General features: G+C 68.5%; 17 protein-coding genes and 1 pseudogene. 15 read left to right on the plus strand and 3 right to left on the minus strand.

Annotation, left to right across the window (positions count from 1 at the left end):
* The 3 genes and pseudogenes from V7067_RS07145 to V7067_RS07155 all read left to right on the plus strand — a co-directional run.
* Positions 1 to 199 (plus strand): annotated as a pseudogene (locus V7067_RS07145) (multidrug transporter subunit MdtN); the annotation flags it as partial.
* On the plus strand, positions 183 to 2171 hold the full coding sequence (locus V7067_RS07150; protein ID WP_334175196.1) for an FUSC family protein: 1989 nt from the start codon (positions 183 to 185) through the stop codon (positions 2169 to 2171). The pseudogene V7067_RS07145 and the gene V7067_RS07150, both read left to right, overlap by 17 nt.
* Complete coding sequence (locus V7067_RS07155) at positions 2171 to 3745, plus strand: TolC family protein (RefSeq protein WP_334175197.1); 1575 nt, start codon at positions 2171 to 2173, stop codon at positions 3743 to 3745. The genes V7067_RS07150 and V7067_RS07155 overlap by 1 nt, the downstream gene beginning before the upstream one ends.
* Positions 3746 to 3779: 34 nt before the next feature.
* Here V7067_RS07155 and V7067_RS07160 read toward each other — a convergent pair whose 3' ends face one another.
* Together V7067_RS07160 and V7067_RS07165 are read right to left on the minus strand one after the other, a co-directional pair.
* On the minus strand, positions 3780 to 4754 hold the full coding sequence (locus V7067_RS07160) for a glutathione S-transferase family protein (RefSeq protein ID WP_334175198.1): 975 nt from the start codon (positions 4752 to 4754) through the stop codon (positions 3780 to 3782).
* 169 nt (positions 4755 to 4923) lie between these two features.
* Positions 4924 to 5337, minus strand: a complete 414-nt coding sequence (locus tag V7067_RS07165; protein ID WP_334175199.1) for a DUF3830 family protein — start codon at positions 5335 to 5337, stop codon at positions 4924 to 4926.
* Between the two features lie 248 nt (positions 5338 to 5585).
* Here V7067_RS07165 and V7067_RS07170 point away from each other — a divergent pair, with 248 nt between their 5' ends.
* The 8 genes from V7067_RS07170 (at position 5586) to V7067_RS07205 (ending at position 14239) form a co-directional block, all read left to right on the plus strand.
* Positions 5586 to 6128, plus strand: coding sequence for a TIGR02594 family protein (locus V7067_RS07170; RefSeq protein WP_334175200.1), 543 nt, complete (start codon positions 5586 to 5588; stop codon positions 6126 to 6128).
* A gap of 169 nt (positions 6129 to 6297) precedes the next feature.
* A complete protein-coding gene (locus V7067_RS07175) occupies positions 6298 to 7428 on the plus strand; it encodes an extracellular solute-binding protein (protein WP_334175201.1) in 1131 nt (376 codons plus the stop codon).
* 79 nt (positions 7429 to 7507) lie between these two features.
* A complete protein-coding gene (locus V7067_RS07180; RefSeq protein ID WP_334175202.1) occupies positions 7508 to 8581 on the plus strand; it encodes an ABC transporter ATP-binding protein in 1074 nt (357 codons plus the stop codon).
* Positions 8574 to 9455 (plus strand): ABC transporter permease, encoded by an 882-nt coding sequence (locus V7067_RS07185; RefSeq protein WP_334175203.1) that lies wholly within the window; start codon positions 8574 to 8576, stop codon positions 9453 to 9455. The genes V7067_RS07180 and V7067_RS07185 overlap by 8 nt, the downstream gene beginning before the upstream one ends.
* Positions 9452 to 10249: an ABC transporter permease gene (locus tag V7067_RS07190; RefSeq protein ID WP_334175204.1), complete on the plus strand. Its 798-nt coding sequence runs from the start codon at positions 9452 to 9454 to the stop codon at positions 10247 to 10249. The genes V7067_RS07185 and V7067_RS07190 overlap by 4 nt, the downstream gene beginning before the upstream one ends.
* 108 nt (positions 10250 to 10357) lie before the next feature.
* A complete protein-coding gene (locus V7067_RS07195) occupies positions 10358 to 11533 on the plus strand; it encodes a fumarylacetoacetate hydrolase family protein (protein WP_334175205.1) in 1176 nt (391 codons plus the stop codon).
* Positions 11534 to 11633: 100 nt separating this feature from the next.
* The gene (locus V7067_RS07200; RefSeq protein WP_334175206.1) at positions 11634 to 12890 is read left to right on the plus strand and encodes a D-amino acid dehydrogenase; all 1257 of its coding nucleotides are present in this window, start codon (positions 11634 to 11636) and stop codon (positions 12888 to 12890) included.
* A 167-nt stretch (positions 12891 to 13057) separates the two neighbouring features.
* The gene (locus tag V7067_RS07205) at positions 13058 to 14239 is read left to right on the plus strand and encodes an acetyl-CoA acetyltransferase (protein WP_334175207.1); all 1182 of its coding nucleotides are present in this window, start codon (positions 13058 to 13060) and stop codon (positions 14237 to 14239) included.
* Between the two features lie 77 nt (positions 14240 to 14316).
* On the opposite strand, the gene V7067_RS07210 is transcribed toward V7067_RS07205, so the two are convergent.
* The gene (locus V7067_RS07210) at positions 14317 to 15531 is read right to left on the minus strand and encodes a GTP-binding protein (protein ID WP_334175208.1); all 1215 of its coding nucleotides are present in this window, start codon (positions 15529 to 15531) and stop codon (positions 14317 to 14319) included.
* A gap of 385 nt (positions 15532 to 15916) precedes the next feature.
* Between V7067_RS07210 and V7067_RS07215 the strand changes: the two genes are divergently transcribed.
* From V7067_RS07215 to V7067_RS07230, 4 genes are all read left to right on the plus strand, one after another.
* Entirely contained in the window at positions 15917 to 16639 is a 723-nt protein-coding gene (locus V7067_RS07215) for a CoA transferase subunit A (protein ID WP_334175209.1), read from the plus strand.
* 6 nt (positions 16640 to 16645) lie between these two features.
* Positions 16646 to 17281 (plus strand): CoA transferase subunit B, encoded by a 636-nt coding sequence (locus tag V7067_RS07220; protein ID WP_334175210.1) that lies wholly within the window; start codon positions 16646 to 16648, stop codon positions 17279 to 17281.
* 402 nt (positions 17282 to 17683) lie between these two features.
* Positions 17684 to 19735 (plus strand): sigma-54-dependent Fis family transcriptional regulator, encoded by a 2052-nt coding sequence (locus tag V7067_RS07225; protein ID WP_334175211.1) that lies wholly within the window; start codon positions 17684 to 17686, stop codon positions 19733 to 19735.
* A 335-nt stretch (positions 19736 to 20070) separates the two neighbouring features.
* On the plus strand, positions 20071 to 20809 hold a 739-nt coding region (locus V7067_RS07230), incomplete at its 3' end, for a hydantoinase/oxoprolinase N-terminal domain-containing protein (RefSeq protein WP_334175212.1).

A 20809-nucleotide genomic window follows, 5' to 3' on the forward strand; every position in this document is an offset into this window, starting at 1 on the left:
GGAGAGCATCGGCTGGGGCGTGACCTCGGAAGACATGCTGAGCCTGCCGAGCCGGATGCCCTATATTCCCAAGACGCTGAACTGGGTGCGGATCGCCCAGCGCTTCCCTGTGCGGGTCCGCCTCATCGATCCGCCTGACGACCTGATGCGCATCGGCGCTTCGGCCGACGTGGTCATTCGCCATGACGATCGCTGCTGAGCCGATCGCTGCTGAGCCGGGCGCTGCTGAGCCGGGCGCCGGCGGGGCGGATGCGGCGGTTGTGTCCGGCCGCGGGGCAGTCGCGCGCCTTGCCCGGCAGACGATAGCCGATCTGGGGCCTTTTCCCGGCCGGGCGGGGCAGATGTGGCGCATCGCGCTGCTGTGCGCCATCGTGGCGGCCGTCGCGGCCCTCTACAAGACGCCCGAGCCGGCCATCAGCTGCTACCTCATCATCTTCCTGATGAAACGCGATGCCGCTGAAACCATCGGCACGGCACTCGGCCTCATCGTGCTGGCGAGCGTGGCGGTGTTTCTCGTCATTCTGCTGGCGGCGGTCACCATCGAGTCGGCCTTCCTGCGCGTTCTCACTATTGCGCTGGTCTCGTTCTTCTTCCTGTTCCTGCAGGGGGCGAGCAAGCTCGGCGAAACGGGCGGCGTGATCGCTCTCGTCATCGCGTTCTGCCTGTCGCTGGTCGGGGATGCCCCGGCCGGCGAGGTGGTGACCCGCGGCATGCTCTACGCATGGCAGATGGCCGCAATGCCGATGGCGCTGATGGTGGTGTTTCTGCTCGTGCTCGGCACATCGCCGGTGGCGCTGCTGCGCGGCGGGCTGCGCCGGCGTCTCAGTGCCTGCGCGGCGGCGCTGGCCGGCGATGGCGATCCCGCGCCGCGGGCGCTCGACGAACTTGTGGCGGAGGGCAATGCCGCGCCGCTGAAGACGCTCGGTCTCGTGCGGCTGTTCCATGTGCTGCCTTTTGCGGGCACGCGGCAGATCGCCCGCGATATTGCGGCCTCCTACAGCCTGCTTTTTGCCACCCGCGCACTGGCGGGCAGCGCCGATGCGGCGACCCGTGCGGCGCTGGCCGGTCACATCCGCCAGTGCATCGCGGCACTGGATGGGGATGCCGCAATGCCGGCCCTGCCACCGGCGGCCCTCGCCGGCGCGCCTGCAGACGGCGGGCCGGTGGCGGAAGCCTGGCGCGCCCTTGCGGTTCTGGCCGGGGCGGAGCCGCCGCCGGCGGCGCCGGGCCCGAAAGACAGCTTCTTCCTGCCCGATGCCTTCACCAACCCGGATTACCAGCACTTTGCCCTGAAGGCGACGGCGGCAGCCGTGATCTGCTACGTCATCTATACCGGGCTCGACTGGTCGGGCATCCATACTGCCATGATCACCTGCTACATCGTCTCGCTCGGCACCACGGGCGAGACCGTGCACAAGCTCTGTCTGCGCATCGGCGGCTGCCTCGTCGGCGCAACCATGGGCACGCTCGCGGTGGTGTTCGTCATGCCGCATCTGGACACGGTGGGCGGGCTGATGGTGCTGGTGTTCCTCGGCTGCCTGCCCGGTGCGTGGATCGCTTCCGGCAGCGACCGCATCGCCTATGCCGGGGTTCAGGTGGCGCTGGCCTTTCTGCTGTGCGTGCTGGAAGGCGCCGGCCCCACCACCAGTCTCGATGCCGGCCGCGACCGCATTATCGGCATTCTGCTCGGCAATGCCGTGGTCTTCCTCATCTTCACGAACATATGGACCGTCAGCGTGGAGCAGGCGATCCGCAGCCGCCTTTCCGGGGCGCTCGGCCTGCTGGCCGCTCTGGCGCGCATGGCGCCGGCCGAGCGGCGGGCCGCCGTGCCCACCCTCGCGGCTGCGGAGGAACGACTGCAGGGGATGGAAGAGGCGCTGTTCCTGGCGCCGTTCGAACCCGCCCGCGTGCGGCCGGACGAGGCCGTGCTGGCGCGGCTTGAAGCGGCGCGGCGCGAGGCGTCCCGCCTCGGGCAGGCGCTTTATTTCGCCGGCGACGATCTCGGGGATACGGCGGGCCAGCTGGACCGGCTTTCGCAGGCCGTCTCCGGCGGAACGGCGGCGGAACCGCAGGCGCGCGAGCCGGCCTCCGCTCAGGCGCCGGATGCCGGCGGCGAGGTCGGTCTCCATCTCGGCCGGCTGCGCGCGACGCTTGCAGAAGGACCGGTGTGATGGTGCAGCGTCCGCTTTCCGCTCTGGCCGGTGCGCTGCTCTCCGGTCTTGCGCTGGCCGGGCTTGCCGCCGGCTGCGCCGGCAATGCCGAGAGCCTTGCGCCGGCTGCGCCCGACAAGCCGTGGAACGGCCGCCCGCCGCCGGAAGGCCTTGCCCTGATGAAGGCGGCGGCCCCGGATGCTGCCGGCACGGATGCCGCCGCGCGCGATTTTGCCGTGCCGCGCAATGCTGCCGCTGCCGCGCTGCCGCCGGCCCCCTTCGTCGATCCGAAGCAAGTCTACGACCTGCCGGAGCTGATCGATCTGGCCCAGCGCACCAATCCGACCACGCGCATGGCATGGGAGGCCGCCCGCCGCGCGGCCCTTGCCGTGGGCATGGCGGAGGCCACCTATCTGCCGCTGATCACCGCCAACGTCATCGGCGGCAGCCAGACCGTGACCACCACGCTGCCGACGCTGCTCGGCGGCGAGCGTTATTTCAACACCACGGCCGAGGGCGTGTCGCCCAATCTGGCGCTGCAGTGGCTGGTGTTCGACTTCGGCGAGCGCAGCGCGGTGGTGGATGCCGCCCGGCAGAATTCGCTTGCCGCGAACGTGCTCTTCAACGCCAGCCACCAGAAGCTCATCTTCGACGTGACCCGCAGCTATTATGCCTGCGGCGCCGCGGAGGCCCGCCTGCGTATTGCGCTGCAGGCGCTCTCCAACAGCATGGCGATCCGCACGGCGGCCGAAAAGCGGGCGGCGGGCGGGCTTGCGACCTCGGTGGAGGTGGCACAGGCACGCCAGATGGTGGCGCAGGAAGAGTTGCGGCGCGTGGAAGCGGAAGGCGCGCTGCGCGATGCGCGGCAGGGCCTTCTCAACGCCATGGGTGTGAACCCGATGCTGCAGATGCGCCTTGCCGATTCCACCCGGCGGCCGCTGCCGGATGCCGTGGGCCTGCCGGTCGATGCGCTGGTGGAAATGGCGCTGGCGCAGCGTCCGGACGTGGCGGCCAGCTATGCCGCCATGAAGGCGAGCCGCTCGGGCATCGACGTCGCCCGTGCGGGCCGGATGCCGAAGGTGTTCCTCGCCGGCGCCGTTGCGACCGGAACCGGCAGTTTCAACGCCAACGGTCTGCCGACCATCGGCCAGCAGGCGAGCGGCACCGGCGTGCTGGTTGGCGCCACGGTGCCGATTTTCGACGGCGGCCTGCGGGCGGCGCAGGTGAAGCAGGCGGAATCGCTGGCCGCGACGGCCGAGAGCCTCTATCGCAAGACCCAGTCCGATGCGGCGGCGGAAGTCGTGGCCAGTGCCAATGCCCTGCGCACGGCACTGGAGAGCTACCGCGCGGCGAGCGCGCTGGTGCGGGCGGCGGCAACGACCTATGACGCCGCGCTGGAGGCCTATCGCAACGGCGTCGGCACCATAACAGCCGCAACCGCGGCCAATAACGGCTTGCTCGATGCCCGGGAAGCGCAGGCCGATGCCCATGCCGCCGCGCTGGTGGCGGCCGCCAATCTCGCCTTCGTGATGGGCGCGATGACCAGCACAGAGGCGGCCATGTCGCGCACGCCGGTTGCGCCGGCCGCGCCCTGAAGCGCGGCCGCAGGCCGCCCGGGCCGGGCGCGCCTCAGGCGCGGGCCACCGGCGCCAGCCCCGGCAGATCCGGTCCCACCGGCACGATGCCGTTGGGGTTGAGCGTGCGGATCGAATAATAACCCTGCTTGATATGGTCGATGTTGACCGTCTCGCGCACCCCGGGCACGGCGAGCATGTCAGCCACATAGGCTGAGAGTGCAGGATATTCGGCCAGTTTCTTCAGGTTGCACTTGAAGACGCCGTGATAGGCCGCGTCGAAACGCACCAGCGTGACGAACAGGCGGATGTCGGTTTCCGTCAGGCGCTCGCCGAACAGGAACGGGCCCTTGCCGGCGCACAGCCGGCCTTCCAGCGTCTCCAGCATGGAGAAGACATCCCAGAACGCCTCTTCGTAGGCGGCCTGCGTGGTGGCGAAGCCGGCGCGGTAGACGCCGTTGTTCAGCCGCGGATAAATGTCGTCGTTGAGGGCGTCGATTTCATCCAGCAGGTCGGCGGGCCGCAGGTCGAACTGGTTGCTGGCCAGATCGCCGAAGCCGCTGTTCAACATGCGCACGATATCGGCGGATTCGTTGTTGACGATGGTGCCGCGCACCTTGTCCCACAGCACCGGCACGGTGGCCCGTCCGGTGAAATGGGGGTCGGCGCGGGTGTAGATCTCGTGAATGTAGGTGGCGCCGTTCACGGCGTCGGGCGTGGCCCCCGGAGAGGTGCCGAAGCGCCATCCCTCGGCCGAAATGACCGGCTCGACCACCGAAAGCGAGATCGCCTCTTCCAGCCCCTTGAGCCGGCGGGCGATCAGCGCGCGCGAGGCCCACGGGCAGATCAGGGCCACATAGAGATGGTAGCGCCCCGCCGCGGCGCGGAAGCCGCCTTCGCCGGTCGGCCCCGGTGCGCCGTCGGGGGTGACCCAGTTGCGGAAACTGGAGACCTGCCGCACGAAGCCGCCCTTGCTGTCGGTGGCCTGCACGGGCTGCCAGTTGTCGGTCCATTTGCCGTCGACGAGCATGGGCGCTTTCCTTCCGCTGCTCCGGCCGCGCGCCCCGCCCGCTCAGGCCGGCGGGGTGCAGGCCGGCGGGGCTGCCGGTTCTTCAGCGGCAGCTTTGCCATTGCCCGTCGCGGTCTCAAAGTCCCGAAAACGGCAACACATTGTCGTGCAGCGCGCAGCCGCTCCGCGGTCAGGCGAGTTCGAAGCGGATCGGCTGGGCGCCATCCCACAGCGTCTTGCGGCCGAGCACGGCAACGTTCTCAAGATTGCTGGTGATGGTGATGAAGTGGTTGCCGGCGAGCTGGCCGACCTTGGAGGCGAAGTGCACGCCGCCGTAGGCCAGCAGAATCTCGGTTTCGCTGATGCCGCCGGGATAGAGAATGATCTGGCCCGGGGCCGGATAGCTGGTGTGGTTCTCGTAGCCGACGTCGAAATTCATGTCGCCGAGCGGAATCCACACACCCTCGCCGGACCAGCGCACATGCACGACCTTGCTCTCAAACGGCATGCGCTTCAGGAAGGCAGCGCAGGTGGCCGGCGCCAGCTCGGTCTCAAGCCGGGCATCGAACGTGAACGGGCCGGCGGTGATCTTCAGTTTCGTCATGTCAGCCTCTGGCTTGGCACGGCCGGCGATGCCGGCCCTTCTGCCCGTGTCATACGCGTTGCCGGCCCCGCCGTCATGGGGGCTTGTCAGCGGCAAACGCGCCCGTCCGCGGTCATTGGCGAAAAGACAATCACAGATTGTATTTTCGCCAATAAATACACTTTAAAGATGCTTAAATCGCCCCATACTCTTTCGGGTTGAACCGGGCCGGCGCGGGGGCGCACGGCCGGCAACCGAGGGAGGAAACGATGTCTGAAATCGGAAAACTGCCGCTGCACTATGCGTGGCTGGCGCGGGAGACGGGACCGAGGATGCTGCTTGAGGCGCTGAAGCTCTATGGCACCACGGAGAACACCGGAACCGGGAGTAACCCGGCGATCCTCGAGTGGGCCCGCGAGATCGGACAGGACGCCAATTATCAGGACGACGCGATTCCGTGGTGCGGCCTGTTCGTTGGCGTCGTGGTCCATCGCGCCGGCTGGCCGGTGGTGAACGAGCCTCTGTGGGCGCGCAACTGGGCCTGCTGGGGCAACCCGTCCGGCCGGCCGATGCTCGGCGACGTGCTGGTCTTCCGTCGCGGCCAGGGCGGCCATGTCGGCCTCTATGTGGGCGAGAACAAGGACAGCTATTTCGTGCTCGGCGGCAATCAGAACGATGCGGTGAATATCGTCACCAAGGAGAGGGAACTGCTGATTGCGGCGCGCCGGGCGCCCTGGCGCATCGGGCAGCCGTCCGGCGTGCGGGTCATCGTCATTCCCGAGGAAGGGGAACCGGTGGCCAGCGAGGAGTGATCGCAGGCGGGGGCCGCGCCGTCGCACGCCGGCGGCGCGGTTGCCCGGCTTGCGGGTAAACTTATTGGTCTGCGTGCAAATCTGAGCCGGCGAAATTCACGCCGCTGTTATATTCCCTCTCTACGAATCCCGCCGCAGTCGTGAATGACGATCTGACGCGGTGAAACACATGACCCCCTTCAAGACCAAGATAAGCCGGCGCAACTTCCTCGGTGCTTCGGCGGCTGCCGCTGTTGCAGCGCCGTTTGTGCTGCGCAACACCCGTGCGAATGCAAGCTCCGGCGAAGTCAACATCTTCGGCTGGGCGGGTTATGTCACGCCCGACATGCTGTCGGCCTTCGAGAAGGCGACCGGCATCCGCCCGAAGTTCACGCCCTATGGCACGAACGACGAGCTGCTGAACCAGATGCGCATCAACAACGGCGGCGGGTTCGACCTGATCTGGCCGACGGTTGACCGCGTGCCCAACTATGTCGAATTCGGTCTGGTGCAGCCGATCGACGAGGCGAAGGTGAAGTGGGACCGCGCCATCGCCTCGGCGGTGTCCGGTTCGGCCAGGATGGGCGGTGTCGTCAACGGCAAGCGCTATTTCGTGCCGCTCGACTGGGGCACCGAGGCGCTCTCCTTCGACAAGAAGCAGATGCCGCTGACCTATGGCAAGGCCTCCTACGGCGACCTGTGGCAGCCGGACATGACCGGCAAGGTCACGGTGCGCGCCCACTCGGCTCTCGTCGGCCTCGGCCTGTGGCTGGAAGCCGAGGGCAAGCTGCCGCATCCGATGCGCGACAGCTTCAAGAACGAAGACATCATGCGCGCCAACTATGATGTCATCATCAAGGAAGCGATCGCCCGGCGCGCCAACATCGTGCAGTTCTGGTCCAACGAGAACGAGGCGCAGGGCGCTTTCCGCGTCAACGGTGCGGTGATCGGGCAGACGTGGGATTCCACCGGCGCGGCTCTGGCCAAGGAAGGGCTGCCGATCGGCTTCATCGCGCCGCGCGAAGGCGCGCTGGCGTGGATGGAAGGGGCCGCGGTTCCCGCCGGCGCCGTCAACATCGAGCAGGCCTACGCCTTCCTCAACTGGATGCTGACGCCGGAGGCCGGTGCGCTCTACACCAACGCCACCTCGATCAACTCCACCGCCGTCGGCGCCGCCGATCTGCTGTCGCCCGCCGCCCGGGAGTTCTTCGCCGCCGCCTATCCGGGCGATGCGCTGCAGAAGCTGTGGTGGTGGCCGGTGCAGGAGACGTGGTTCGTCAACCGCCGCAACGAGTATCAGGACCGCTTCCTCGCCGCCTGAGCGGGGCCGGCAGCCCGCAGACCGGACACGGCGGCCCGGGGCCGCCGTGTCTTCTTTTTTATCAGTCGGAAGGCGAACCATGTCGCGTTCGGTCGGGCTTGAAAACATCACCATGCAGTTCGGCGACAGTGTCGCCGTGCGCGATGTGAACCTCGCCATCGGCTCCGGCGAGTTCTTTTCCATTCTCGGGCCGTCCGGCTGCGGCAAGACCACGCTGCTGCGCATGGTCGCCGGCTTTCTGGAACCGACCCGCGGGCGGGTGCTGATCGGCGGGCGCGACATGGCGGGCCTTGCGGCCGACCGCCGGCCCACCGCCATGATCTTCCAGTCGCTGGCGCTGTTTCCGCTGATGCCGGTGTGGGAGAACATCGCCTTCGGGCTGGAGGCCCGCGGGGTGCCGAAAGCCGAACGGCGCCGGCGGGCGGAGGAGCTGCTCGCCCTCATCGCCCTGTCGGGCTATGGCGACCGGCTGCCGGGCGCGCTTTCCGGCGGCCAGCGCCAGCGCGTCGCCATCGCCCGCGCCCTTGCGGTGGAGCCGCAGGTGCTGCTGCTCGACGAGCCGCTTTCGGCGCTCGATCTGAAATTGCGCCAGCATATGCGCGCCGAGCTGCGCGCGCTGCAGAAGCAGACCGGCGTGACCTTCATCTACATCACCCACGACCAGTCGGAGGCGCTTGCCATGTCCGACCGCGTGGCGGTGATGAAGGAGGGGCTGGTGGAGCAGGTCGGCACCCCGCGGGCGCTTTATGACGATCCGCACACCCACTTCGTTGCCCGCTTCGTGGGCGAGAACAATGCCATTCCCGGCCTCGTGGCGGCGGTCTGCGGCGACACCGTCGCCGTGGATACCAATGCCGGGCGCCTGACCGGGCGCGCGGGGGCGCGGCTGGCGGCCGGCCAGCCGGCCACGCTGTTCGTGCGGCCGGAAGGGCTGCGCGTGGCGGGCGACGGCGAGGCCGAAAACCGGCTTGATGCCATCGTGGAAGCCATCGACTTCGAAGGCGCGTTCGGCATGCTGCGTGCGCGGCGCGGCGATGGCGAGCGCCTGCTGGCCGCCATTCCCAACACCGGGCTGGGTCAGGCGCCGGCGGCCGGCGCGGTAGCCGGGTTCGGCTTTGCGGCGCGCGATGCGGTGGTGCTGGCCGATGGCTGATCTGCTGCGCCGCTTCGGGCCGGGCCTTTCGGCCGTGTTCATGGTGCTGGTGGCCGGGTGGCTGATCGGCATGGTGCTGGCGCCGAACCTGACCATGATCGACTTTTCGCTGCGGCCCAACCTGCCGCCGGCCGCCGCGGGCGGACCGGACGATCACTACGGCTTCGGCAATTTCCTGTTTTTCCTCAACGAGCCGATCCACCGGCAGATCTTTCTGAAGACGATCTGGGCGAGCGGGCTCGTCACCTTCGTGACGCTGGTGGTGTGTTATCCGCTGGCCTTCTGGCTGGCGCAGGCGGCGCGCGGCAACAGCGCGACCGCGGTGATGCTGATGCTCGTCATCCCGTTCTGGATCAACGAGGTGCTGCGCACGCTGGCGTGGTTCATCCTGTTTGCCTATCGCGGTCCGCTCAACGAGCTGCTGATGACCATCGGCCTCGTGGATGCGCCGGTGCGCTGGTTCGGCAACGGCACGGTCATTGCCGGTATGGTCTATGCCTACATCCTGTTCATGCTGTTTCCGATCTACAACGGCATCGAAAGTCTCGCGCGCGACCAGATCGATGCGGCGCGCGATCTCGGTGCCTCTGTGTGGCGCATCCACTGGCGGGTGGTGATCCCCCATGCCCGCGCGTCCATCGCCACCGGCTGCGTCTTCACCTTCATGCTGGCGGCGGGCAGCTATGTGGCGCCCGCGCTGCTGGCGGCGCCGGGCAGCCGCTGGTTCACCGAAATCATCTACAACTGGTTCTTCGAGGGCGGCGACTGGAACCGCGGCGCAGCTTATGCGCTGATCCTGCTGGTGCTGTGTCTGGTGGTGGTGTTCGCGGCGCTGAAGGCCTTCCGCGTCAGCCTTGCGGAGGTGACGAAATGAGCCGGGACCGCATCGCGAGCCTCATCCGCCAGACCCTGTTCGGGCTCTATTTCGCGGCTTTCTTTCTTTATCTGTTCGTGCCGCTCATCATCATGGGCACGGCGGCGTTCAATGCCAGCCGCTTTCCCACGATCTTTCCGTGGACCGGCACCACGCTGCAGTGGTTCGGGGCGCTGTTTCAGAGCCAGCCGATGTGGCAGGCGCTGGCGACCTCATTCATTGTGGCGGTGGGCGTCATCGTCATTTCGCTGCCGGTGGGCACGGCGGCGGCGCTCGTGCTCACCAGCCTCAATGCGCGGGCGCGCGGCGTGCTCTATGCGGTCATGGTCTCGCCGCTGCTCACCCCCGGGGTGGTCATCGGCATTTCCACGCTTCTGCTGTGGCGGCAGTTCGGCGTCGGCGGCGGGGTGTTCCTCATCGTTGTGGCGCAGTCGAGCTTCATCGCGGCTTATGTGATGCTGATCGTCTCCGCCCGCCTGCAGCGCTTCGACCGCACGCAGGAGGAAGCCGCGCTGGGGCTCGGCGCCTCGCGCGCGCTCATCATGCGCCGGGTGCTGCTGCCTTACCTGAAGCCGGCTCTTCTGGCGGGCGGGCTGCTGGCGTTTCTGCAGTCGTTCGAGAATTACAACACCACGCTGTTCGTGCGCGGGCTCGATACGCCGCTCACCGTTTATCTGGCCTCGCAGGTGCGCATCGGTCTGACGCCGGCCGTGAACGCACTGGGCCTGCTGCTGATTCTGGCCACGGTCATCGGCGCGCTGACCCACGAAATCGTGCGCCGCAGGCGGGCGTGAGGCGTCCGGGTTGCGCGATCGCGCGGCAGGTTCTGCGGGAAAGCGCATTGATCGCCGCGTGCGATGCGGCACCCTGCCGGCACAACAAGCCAAAGGCAGGAAACGGTCATGACGGCAGAGAGCTTCAGTGCGGAAATCGCGGCGCTGGCAGTGGACGACGGGGCGGCGCTCGCGGGCCGGGTGGAGCTGCCCGGCACAGGGCCGGCGGTGGTGCGGGTCGACGGCGACCGGCTGACCGACATCACGGCCACATGGCCGACCGTGCGCGACCTTCTGGAGGCGGCCGACCCTGCCGCGGCCCTGCGGGCGGCGACGGGCCGCGATCTCGGCCCGCTGGAGGCCATTGCCGCGGCCAGCCTGCCGGGCGCTGCCGGCACGGCGCCGCGCCTTCTCGCCCCCATCGACCTGCAGGCCGTCAAGGCCGCCGGCGTGACCTTCGTCGTTTCGATGATCGAGCGGGTGATCGAGGAACGCGCCCGCGGCGATGCCGATGCGGCGGAGGGCATCCGCAGCCACATCCGCACCCTCGTCGGCGACGATCTGAAGAAGCTGAAACCCGGTTCGCCCGAAGCGATGGCCCTGAAGCAGACGCTGATCGCAGCCGGGGCATGGAGCCAGTATCTGGAAGTCGGCATCGGCCCGGATGCGGAGATCTTCACCAAGGCGCAGCCGATGTCGGCCGTCGGTGCCTTTGCCGATATCGGCGTGCATCCGAAATCGACCTGGAACAACCCGGAACCGGAGGTGGTGCTTGCGGTTTCCTCCACCGGCGCCATCGTGGGCGCGACGCTTGGCAACGACGTCAACCTGCGCGATGTCGAAGGCCGCTCCGCCCTGCTGCTGGGCAAGGCGAAGGACAACAACGCCTCCGCCTCGGTCGGCCCGTTCGTCCGCCTGTTCGACGCCGGCTTCACGCTCGACGACGTGCGCTCGCTGGAGGTGACGGTAACCGTCGACGGGCCGGAGGGTTATCGCATGCAGGGCCGCTCGGCCATGGCCGAGATCAGTCGCGATCCCGCCGATCTGGTGTCGCAGGCCATTAACGCCCACCATGGCTATCCGGACGGTCTGGTGCTTTATCTCGGCACGCTGTTCGCCCCCATCGACGACCGCGACGAGCCGGGCCGCGGCTTTACCCACCGCACCGGCGATATCGTCACCATTGCCTCGCCGCGTCTCGGCCGCCTCGTCAACCGCGTGCAGCCGACCGATGCCATTGCGCCGTGGTCGTTCGCGGCGGGCGCGCTGATGCGCAATCTCGCCGCGCGCGGCCTGCTCGGCTGAGGATGGCCGGGCTGCGGGGGCGGAGGTTGAGACAACGCATTGTCCGCGCCCGCACCCGCGCCCACACTGTCCCCGGTGACGATCAGAGGGGGCGCGAGCCATGCGGATCTGCGTGCTGGGGGCCGGGGTGGTGGGCACCACGACGGCCTATTATCTTGCCCGCGCCGGCCATGACGTGGTTCTGGTCGATCGCAACGGTGCGCCGGGGCAGGAGACGAGTTTCGCCAACGGCGGCCAGCTCAGCTATTCCTATGTTGCGCCGCTCGCGGCGCCGGGCATCGGCAGCCACATTCTGGACTGGATTTTCGGCCGCGATTCCGCGCTGAAGCTGACACTCCGGCCGGACCCGTGGCAGTGGCGCTGGCTGGCAAACTTTATGCTGGCCTCGCGCTCGCCGGTCTATGAGCGCTCCATCGTGGAACTCAGCGCGCTGGCCTATCTGAGCCGCTCGCTGGTGCATGATCTGGTGGCGCGCGAGGGGCTGGATTTCGCCTTTGCGCGCTCGGGCAAGCTGGTGGTGCATCGCGACGCTGCCGCCCTTGAAAGCGCCGGCCGGCTGGTGGAAATGCAGGCCCGGCTCGGCGCCGAACAACGGGTGCTGGACCGCGATGCCTGCGTGGCGCTCGAACCGTCGCTGGCCCATATCGCGCCGCAGCTGGCGGGCGGTGTCTATACGCCGTCGGAAGAGGCCGGCGACTGCGCCCGCTTCTGCGCGGAACTCGACCGCGTGCTGGCGGGGATGACGGCGGTGGAGCGGCTTTATCATCACCGCACCGGCTCGTTCGCCATGGAAGGCGGGCGGGTGAAAGCCATCGTGACCAACCGTGGCCCGGTGGAGGCCGAACTGTTCGTCGTGGCCGCCGGGCTGGAGAGCCGGGCGCTGCTGAAGCCGCTCGGCGTTCATCTGCCGCTCTATCCGCTGAAGGGCTACAGCCTGACGGTGCCGGTTGCCGCCGACGACGCCGCGCCGCGGGTGAGCGTGACGGATGCGCGGCGCAAGATCGTCTATGCCCGCCTTGGCGCCTTCGAGCGCATTGCGGCGATGGTCGATCTCGGCGCGCGCGATGCCACCGTGGTGCCGGCGCGGCTCGCCGATCTGAAGGACAAGGTGCGGCAGAGCTTCCCCCGGCTCGGCACGCTGGACGATGCGGCGGTGTGGTCCGGCCTGCGGCCGGCGACCGCGCAGGGCAAGCCGGTAATCGGGCCGACGCCGGTTGCCAATCTGTTCGTCAATGTCGGGCACGGGGCGCTCGGCTTCACCCTGTCGTGCGGCAGCGCGCGGCTCGTGACCGACCTGATCGGCGGGCGCGAACCGGCAATTTCCGCCGCTCCGTTCGCTCTTGGCACGGTGTACTGAAGCGCGCTGCCCGGAGGCCGGATTTCGGACGGTGTTTGCAAAACGGCCGGCGGCAGCCGGAGGCTGCTCTGTAACGAATTGAGAGAAAAGGCATTTTCAGGCCTCTGCACTGGCACGGGCGCTGCAGTTCCGCTGGCACTCGCAACCAACCGGAACCGGTGTTGACCATGACGCAGCGTAATGTGGGTGTTTCGATCGTCGGCTGGGCGCATTCGCCCTTCGGGCGGCTCGGCGAGGCCGATCTGGAAAGCCTGATCACCGATGTTTCCCGCGAGGCCATCGCCCACGCGGGCATGCCGGCGGCCGATATCGACTCCATCTGGCTCGGTAACCTCAACGGGGGCTTTTCGCCGGAGATCTTCTGCTCCTCTCTGGTGCTGCAGGCCGACGACGACCTGCGCTTCCGCCCGGCGACGCGGGTGGAAAACGCCTGCGCCTCCGGCGCTGCCGCGCTTTATGCCGCGGCCGATGCCATCGAGGCCGGGCGCGCGAAGATCGCCCTCGTGGTCGGCGCGGAAAAGATGACGGCCGTCAGCGGCGACGAGGTGACCCGCATTCTGGGTTCGGCATCCTATGTGAAGGAAGAGGCCAGCCGGGGCATGAGTTTCCCCGCGATTTTCGGCACGGTGGCCAGCGGCTATTTCGAGCGCTATGGCGACCAGTCGGAAACGCTGGCCCGCATTGCGGTGAAGAACCACGCCAACGGCGTCGCCAATCCTTATGCCCAGATGCGCAAGGCGCTGGATTTCGCGTTCTGCAACACGGTGTCGGAAAAGAACCCGATCATCGCCGGCCCGCTGCGCAAGACCGACTGTTCGCTGGTGTCGGACGGCGCCGCCGCCGTGGTGCTGGCAGCCGATGACGTGGCCGCCGGCCTGTCGCGCGCGGTGCGGCTTCGGGCGCGGGCGCAGGTGAACGACTTCCTGCCGATGTCGCGCCGCGACACGGTGGCGTTCGAGGGGCCGCGCCGGGCCTGGCAGCAGGCGCTGTCGCAGGCCGGCTGCGGCATCTGGGACCTGTCCTTTGCCGAGGTGCACGACTGCTTCACCATCGCCGAACTGCTGAGCTATGAGGCGATGGGCCTGACGAAGCCGGGCGAGGGCGCGCGGGCGCTGGAAGACGGCACGGTTTTCCGCGGCGGGCGGCTGCCGGTCAACCTCTCCGGCGGCCTCAAGGCCAAGGGGCACCCCATCGGCGCCACCGGCGTTTCCATGCACGTCATTTCCGCGATGCAGCTGACGGGCACCGCCGGCGACATGCAGGTGCCGGATGCCAGCCTTGCCGGCATCTTCAACATGGGCGGCTCGGCCGTTGCAAACTATGTCAGCATCCTCGAACCGGTGAAATAAACGGCCGGGATGCAGACGGGGCGGGCACCGGGGTGAGGCGCCGGTGCCCGCCCGCGCTTTTGTTTCAGGCCCGTGTTTCAGGCCCGCCCCGTGCGGGCGGTGCGGCCGGCCGTACCGGCAAAGGCGTGGGGCTGCACGCGGAAGGCCTCCGTCTCGAAGCGCCGCGCATCGGTCGCCGGCACGGGGGCGGAAAGCCAGCAGCGGGTTGCCAGCAGCGGCCGCCGGGCGGCGATGCGCCGGGCGGCGATATCGTCGGGCAGGTCGCTGAGCCGGGCGCGGATATCGGCTTCCGCGGCCGCATCCAGCCCCTCGCCGATGAACACCAGACGGCCCGTTTCCGTCGTGCCGGCCGGCCAGCGCTTCAGCATCGTCACCGGGCAGGCGACATCCTCCACGCACTGGATCACGGCGGGTGCCATCGCGCCGCAGAGCGCGATCAGCCCTTTGATGCGCAGGAGCCGCGGGCCGTAATCCGCCAGAATGCCGCCCATGACCACCGCAAAGCCGCGCCAGCGCGCCAGCGGCGGCAGAGTGAGGCTGAAGGAGGTGGCGCGGCTGTCGCGATGGGGGTCGTCGCCGGCCTCCGCCTCGCCCAGCCAGCCGAGCACCCGCGCCTCGCCGCAGGGCGCGTGAACGCCGGCGGCGAACAGCGCCGCCGGTGCCACCGCGCCATGCCGGGCCACGATGCGGTCCGCCGCGGGATTGAGCGCGGCGAGGCGGGCCGACAGCGCCGCGAAGGTGGCGGCATCGGCAAGGTCGGTCTTGGTCAGGATCAGCCGGTCGGCCATCGCCACCTGACGCACGGCCTCGCGCTGGCGGCCGAGCTGGCCGAGGCCGAGGCTGGCGTCCACCACAGTGATCACGCCATCGCAGACGAAGCGGGCGGCGAGGAAGCGATCCTCCGCCAGCGTCGCCACCACCGGCAGCGGATCGGCAAGGCCGGTGGTCTCGATCACGATCCGGTCGAGGCGGGCAAGCTCGCGGCGCGAAAGGCGCGCGTGCAGGCGCTTCAGCGCATCCGCGAGATCGCCGCGCACCGAGCAGCACAGGCAGCCGGAGGCCAGCAGCACGGTCGCCTCGTCGAGACTTTCCACCAGATGATGGTCGATGCCGATGGCGCCGAACTCGTTGATGAGCACCGCGGTGCCGGCCATTTCCGGCTGCGCGATCAGGCGGCTCAGCAGCGTCGTCTTTCCGGCACCGAGGAAGCCGGTGAGGATGGTGACAGGAATGCGCCCGTCGGCGGCCGGCACGGCTGCGCCGGGCGGCGGGGCGGCAGCGGAAAACAGCATCGGAATTTCCTCCTTGTCCGACCCGGCTCCTTTGGCGGCCGGTTGGGGGCGGGCACAGGGCAGCAAGCCACGTGCCACGCAAACCGCTCGCTGCCGGCCGCGAACGGCCTGATGCGGCGGGCAAAATGGCCGGAGCGGGCCTGCCGGCCGACGCAAAATCGGACGCCGGTGCGCCGGAGGCGGCCAGTTTTCGGACGTGATTGGCGCCCCTCAAAAGCGCTAGGGCCATGGCACGGGCGTTGCTACACTGAGACCCGTGCAGGACGGGTGTGCCGCCGGCCGGCGAGGGCCGGGGCGCAACCGCCGCCGGGGGCAATGGCCCCGGCGAAAAAGGCCGTGCAGCGCCTTCTTTCCGTACCAGACCAGCCAGAACGGCGGAGGAAACGTGTCCACTCGCAAGCTTTACACATCGGCAGAGGCCGCCCTCGACGGCCTGCTGCACGATGACATGTCGATCATGGCCGGCGGCTTCGGGCTGTGCGGCATTCCCGCGACGCTGATCGACGTCGTGCTCGCTTCCGGCGTCCGGGGGCTGACGATCATTTCCAACAATCCCGGCACCGATACCCACGGCCTCGGCAAGCTGTTCCGCACCCGGCAGGTGCGCCGTCTGATCTGCTCCTATGCCGGCGAAAATGCCGAGTTCGCGCGCCAGTACATGGCGGGGGAAGTGGAGGTGGAGTTCAACCCGCAGGGCACGCTGGCCGAGCGCATCCGCGCCGGCGGAGCGGGCATTCCGGCCTTCTTCACCCGCACCAGCGTCGGCACCAGCATTGCCGAGGGCAAGCCGACGGCCGAGTTCGACGGTGTCACCTATGTGCAGGAACGCGGCCTCAAGGCCGATCTGGCGCTGATCCACGCCTTCCGCGCCGATACCGAGGGCAACCTCGTCTACCGGATGACGGCCCGCAACTTCAACCCGATGATGGCCACCGCCGCCGCTGCGACCGTGGTGGAGACCGAGCACCTCGGCCCGCCCGGCACCATCGACCCGGACCACATCGTCACGCCCGGCATTTTCGTCGACCGCATCGTGCATGTGGAAGGGGCGGAAAAGGCCATCGAGCAGCGCACCGTCCGGCCGCGGCCGGCCACCACCGGGGAGTGAACCGCCATGGCCTGGACCCGTGACCAGATGGCCGCCCGCGCCGCAAAAGAACTGCGCGACGGCTATTATGTGAACCTCGGCATCGGCATTCCGACGCTGGTTGCCAACTATGTGCCGGACGGCATGTCCATCCAGCTCCAGAGCGAGAACGGCATGCTGGGCATGGGGCCGTTCCCCTATGAGGGCGAGGAGGACCCCGACCTCATCAATGCCGGCAAGCAGACCATCACCACCCTGCCCACCACCTCGTTCTTCGACAGCGCCGCCTCGTTTGCCATGATCCGCGGCGGCCACATCGACCTGTCGATGCTGGGGGCGCTGCAGGTGTCCGAAAAGGGCGATCTCGCCAACTGGGCTGTGCCCGGCAAGATGATCAAGGGCATCGGCGGGGCGATGGATCTGGTGGCCGGCGTGCGCCGCGTGGTGGTCATCATGGAACACACCGCCGGCGGCGAGGCGAAGATCGTGCCCGAATGCACCCTGCCGCTGACCGGTGTGGGCGTGGTGGATATGATCATCACCAATCTCGCCGTGTTCGAGGTCACAGCCGGCGGTCTGGTGCTGACCGACCTTGCCCCGGATGTGACGGTGGATGAGGTGCGGGCGAAGACGGCAGCGGCCTTCACCGTCGCCCTTGCCTGACGGAACGGCAGAAGCCGGAGCCGGCCTGTGCGCCCGCCGGACCGCCGGCGGGCGCTGCCATTTCTGAGAACCCGTCGCATAAAGCGTTCGGATTTCGGACGCCGGTGACCTTTCTGCTGCCGCTGCGACTCAAGGCGGAATGGCCAAGTACTTTTACGGCTTGCAGATTCCGCAGACCTCGCATCCCGCCGCCAGCGTGATAAGGTGTGTCTTGCAGATAAAAGACGGCTGGTCTGCGGAAGGCACCGGTTCTGGCCGGCGCAGGCGGAACCGGTCGCTATCCGCGGGGGAAATGCCGGTGCCGGACCGGGGCGGGACAGCCGCCGGGCGGCACCCAAGCAGCGGGTCGGAGGCGCCGTCGGGCGCAGGGCCGGCACCGTTGCCGAAGGGAGGTCAGCCGATATGCCGTTCAGTGCGCCCGGACAGCGCTTTTCCAATCCGGCCAACGATCCGCATGTGATGACATCGTGGGAGCGCTTTCTCACCGGCGGCGAGGTGGGGGCGAACGCGCTGCGCCGGCTGGTGGACGATTCCTGGCGGCGATGTCTGGGCGGCAGCGTCGATCCGCGGCGCGATCAGGCGCCGCCGCCGATGCGCGAGGATTCGCTGCTGAGCCTGCGCGACGACAGCCACGAGCTGCTGCTGGCCAGCCAGCCGGTGATGGCCTCGGCCCGCGACGTGCTGTCGGAAACCGGCACGGTGATGGTGCTGACCAACGACAGCGGCGTCATCCTCAACCTGGAGGGCGATGCCAGCCTGCGCGGCGCGGCGGAAAACGTGCACCTGCTCAGCGGCGCCACCTGGAGCGAGATGACCTGCGGCACCAATGCCATCGGCACCGCGCTGGTGGTGGGGCAGCCGGTGCAGATCCATTCCGCGGAACACTATTGTTCCGGCATCAAGCGCTGGTCGTGCTCGGCCAACGTCATCCGCGATCCGTGCGACGGGCGCATTCTGGGCGTGGTCGATGTGTCGGGCCTGACCGACACCTTCAACCGCCATTCGCTGGCGCTGGTGGTGGCGACCGCCGGGCGCATCGAAAACCGGCTGGCGGAACTGGAGATGGAGGCGCGCTTCCAGCTCATCGACCACTGCATGGAGACCCTGTCGGCCAGTCAGGACGGCATCGTGGTGTTCGACCGGCGCGGCCGGCCCATCAAGGCCAACGGGGCCGGGACGACGGCACTCAGCGCGCTGGGCGCGCTGCGCGGCGGCGGCGGAACGGGCGAGGATGCCTTCGCCGGCCTGCGGCTGGACTGGCGGCGCGGACGCGAGCTGCCCGACCGCCTGCCGGACTGGCTGGAGCGCGACTGGCTGCAGCCGGTGGTGGCCGATGGCGAGCGGCTGGGGCTGGTGCTGACGCTGCCCGCGCGCCGCGGCGCCCACGGCATGCCGGCGGCGCGGGCCGCGGCAGCCGCGGGCCGGCCGGCCGCCACGGAAGACCGCGGCGCCTTCGCCCGCCTCGTCGGGGCCTCTCCAGCGCTGGGCGATGCGGTGACAAAGGCCCGCCAGCTTGCCCGCAGCCGGGCGCCGGTGCTGCTTCTGGGCGAGACGGGCGTTGGCAAGGATGTGTTTGCCGAAGCGCTGCACAAGGGCGGCCCGGCGCCGGACGGGCCGTTCGTGGCGCTGAACTGCGGCGGCTTCTCGCGCGAACTGCTTTCCAGCGAACTGTTCGGCTATGCCGAGGGCGCCTTCACCGGCGCGCGGCGCGGCGGTATGACCGGCAAGATCGAGGCTGCCGACGGCGGCACACTGTTCCTCGACGAAATCGGGGAAATGCCGATCGATCTGCAGCCGCATTTCCTGCGTGTGCTGGAATCCGGCGAGGTCTATCGCATCGGCGAGACACGGCCGCGCAAGGTCAATTTTCGCCTCGTGGCGGCCACCAACCGCGATCTGCGCGCAGAGATCGAGGCCGGGCGGTTCCGCATGGATTTGTTCTACCGGGTCGCGGTCACCTCGATCCGGGTGCCGCCGCTGCGCGAGCGCGCCGGCGATGTGGCGCTGATCGCCGCTCACTTCCTGCGCGATCTGGCAGCCCGTCTCGGCCAGCCGGAACGGCGGCTTTCGCCGGGGCTGGCGGCGCGTCTGGAGGCCTGCCACTGGCCGGGCAACGTGCGCGAACTGCGCAATGTGCTGGAGAGCATGGTGCTGATGTCGTCGCAGGCCGTGCTGACGGAGGCCGACCTGCCGTCCGACCTGATGATGGCTGCCCCCGCCTTCTCCTTCGCCCCGGCGACGGCCGGCGGGCCGGCGGCCCCCGCCGAGGTGGCCGGTCTGACGCGCATGGAGGTGGCGGAGCGCGATGCGCTGCTGAAGGCCATGCGCGACTGCCGTGGCAACATGACCGCCGTGACCCGCAGCCTCGGCATTGCCAAGAGCACGGTCTACGCCAAGCTGAAGCGCTTCGGCCTTGAGGCGGTGATGGACGGGCTGCGCCGCGAGAACGTCTGAATAATCCCATTAAATAGCATTATTCCATGGCCGCCGGTCCGTTCCGGCGGCCTTTTTTGTTGCGCCCGTGCTGCGCCTGTTGCGTTGCAACATGACGGGCCGGAAATCGAACGGGTAGCCGCAAAGAAGACGTTTGCAGACGGCCGCCGCCGGCGGGTCGGAGCGAAGATTATCGTTTTTAAACAGTGAGATAAGGCGATGCCATACGGGTTTTCGGTGCTGGCACGGCGGTTGCGATCCTTCCGGCACGGCCCGGACAGGGCGGACGGCAGGCCGGACGCCCCTGACAACAACACCGAAACCCGGGGCCTGAGAGATGGGAGGAGCCAGACCACATGGCTTTACAGATCAACATCGACAATGGCGGCACGCTCACCGACATCTGCATCATGGCCGATGACGGCGTGAAGAAGACCAAGGTGCTGACCACGCCCTATGACCTGTCGAAGTGCTTCTTCGAGGGTCTGCAGAAGGCCTCCGGCGTGCTCTATGGCGAGCCGGATGTGAAGCGGCTGCTGGAAGAGGTGGACCTCATCCGCTATTCCACCACTCAGGGCACCAACGCCATCTGCGAGCGCAAGGGGCCGCGGCTGGGGCTGATCCTCGATGCCGGCGCCAGCGATCTGCCCGCCCGCCTTGCCGCCCACGATGCGGAGGTGTTCTCGGCGCTGATCGGCGACCGGGTGGTGTTTCTGGAACCCGCCGCAGTGCACGGTCCGGATGCCGACGTGGATGTCGTGCGCGCCATCAACGCCCTCACGGCGGCCGGCGCCAACCGTCTGGTGGTGAGCTTCACGGGCCCGGATTTCGAGGCACTGGAAGAGACCTTCCGCAAGATCGCGCTGCGCAAATATCCCCGCCACCTGCTGGGCGCCGTGCCGATCCTCTATGGCAGCGATCTGGCGAGTGACGGCAATGACGAGCGGCGCACCTGGACGGCGCTGATCAACTCGTTCCTGCATCCCTCCATGGAGGCGTTTCTCTACAACGCCGAGAACCGCCTGCGCGCCTACCGCACGCGCAATCCGCTGCTGATCTTCCGCAACGACGGCGATGCCTCGCGCGTGGCCAAGA

This window comes from Pseudoxanthobacter sp., from assembly GCF_036822375.1.
Taxonomy (GTDB): Bacteria; Pseudomonadota; Alphaproteobacteria; order Rhizobiales; family Segnochrobactraceae; genus Pseudoxanthobacter.

What these genes read in the sequence shown, in the direction of transcription:
- V7067_RS07150 (WP_334175196.1), top strand. Translation starts at nt 183, where the DNA reads ATGACGATCGCTGCTGAGCCGATCGCTGCTGAGCCGGGCGCTGCTGAG.
- V7067_RS07155 (WP_334175197.1), top strand. Translation starts at nt 2,171, where the DNA reads ATGGTGCAGCGTCCGCTTTCCGCTCTGGCCGGTGCGCTGCTCTCCGGT.
- V7067_RS07160 (WP_334175198.1), bottom strand. Translation starts at nt 4,754, where the DNA reads ATGCTCGTCGACGGCAAATGGACCGACAACTGGCAGCCCGTGCAGGCC.
- V7067_RS07165 (WP_334175199.1), bottom strand. Translation starts at nt 5,337, where the DNA reads ATGACGAAACTGAAGATCACCGCCGGCCCGTTCACGTTCGATGCCCGG.
- V7067_RS07170 (WP_334175200.1), top strand. Translation starts at nt 5,586, where the DNA reads ATGTCTGAAATCGGAAAACTGCCGCTGCACTATGCGTGGCTGGCGCGG.
- V7067_RS07175 (WP_334175201.1), top strand. Translation starts at nt 6,298, where the DNA reads ATGACCCCCTTCAAGACCAAGATAAGCCGGCGCAACTTCCTCGGTGCT.
- V7067_RS07180 (WP_334175202.1), top strand. Translation starts at nt 7,508, where the DNA reads ATGTCGCGTTCGGTCGGGCTTGAAAACATCACCATGCAGTTCGGCGAC.
- V7067_RS07185 (WP_334175203.1), top strand. Translation starts at nt 8,574, where the DNA reads ATGGCTGATCTGCTGCGCCGCTTCGGGCCGGGCCTTTCGGCCGTGTTC.
- V7067_RS07190 (WP_334175204.1), top strand. Translation starts at nt 9,452, where the DNA reads ATGAGCCGGGACCGCATCGCGAGCCTCATCCGCCAGACCCTGTTCGGG.
- V7067_RS07195 (WP_334175205.1), top strand. Translation starts at nt 10,358, where the DNA reads ATGACGGCAGAGAGCTTCAGTGCGGAAATCGCGGCGCTGGCAGTGGAC.
- V7067_RS07200 (WP_334175206.1), top strand. Translation starts at nt 11,634, where the DNA reads ATGCGGATCTGCGTGCTGGGGGCCGGGGTGGTGGGCACCACGACGGCC.
- V7067_RS07205 (WP_334175207.1), top strand. Translation starts at nt 13,058, where the DNA reads ATGACGCAGCGTAATGTGGGTGTTTCGATCGTCGGCTGGGCGCATTCG.
- V7067_RS07210 (WP_334175208.1), bottom strand. Translation starts at nt 15,531, where the DNA reads ATGCTGTTTTCCGCTGCCGCCCCGCCGCCCGGCGCAGCCGTGCCGGCC.
- V7067_RS07220 (WP_334175210.1), top strand. Translation starts at nt 16,646, where the DNA reads ATGGCCTGGACCCGTGACCAGATGGCCGCCCGCGCCGCAAAAGAACTG.
- V7067_RS07225 (WP_334175211.1), top strand. Translation starts at nt 17,684, where the DNA reads ATGCCGTTCAGTGCGCCCGGACAGCGCTTTTCCAATCCGGCCAACGAT.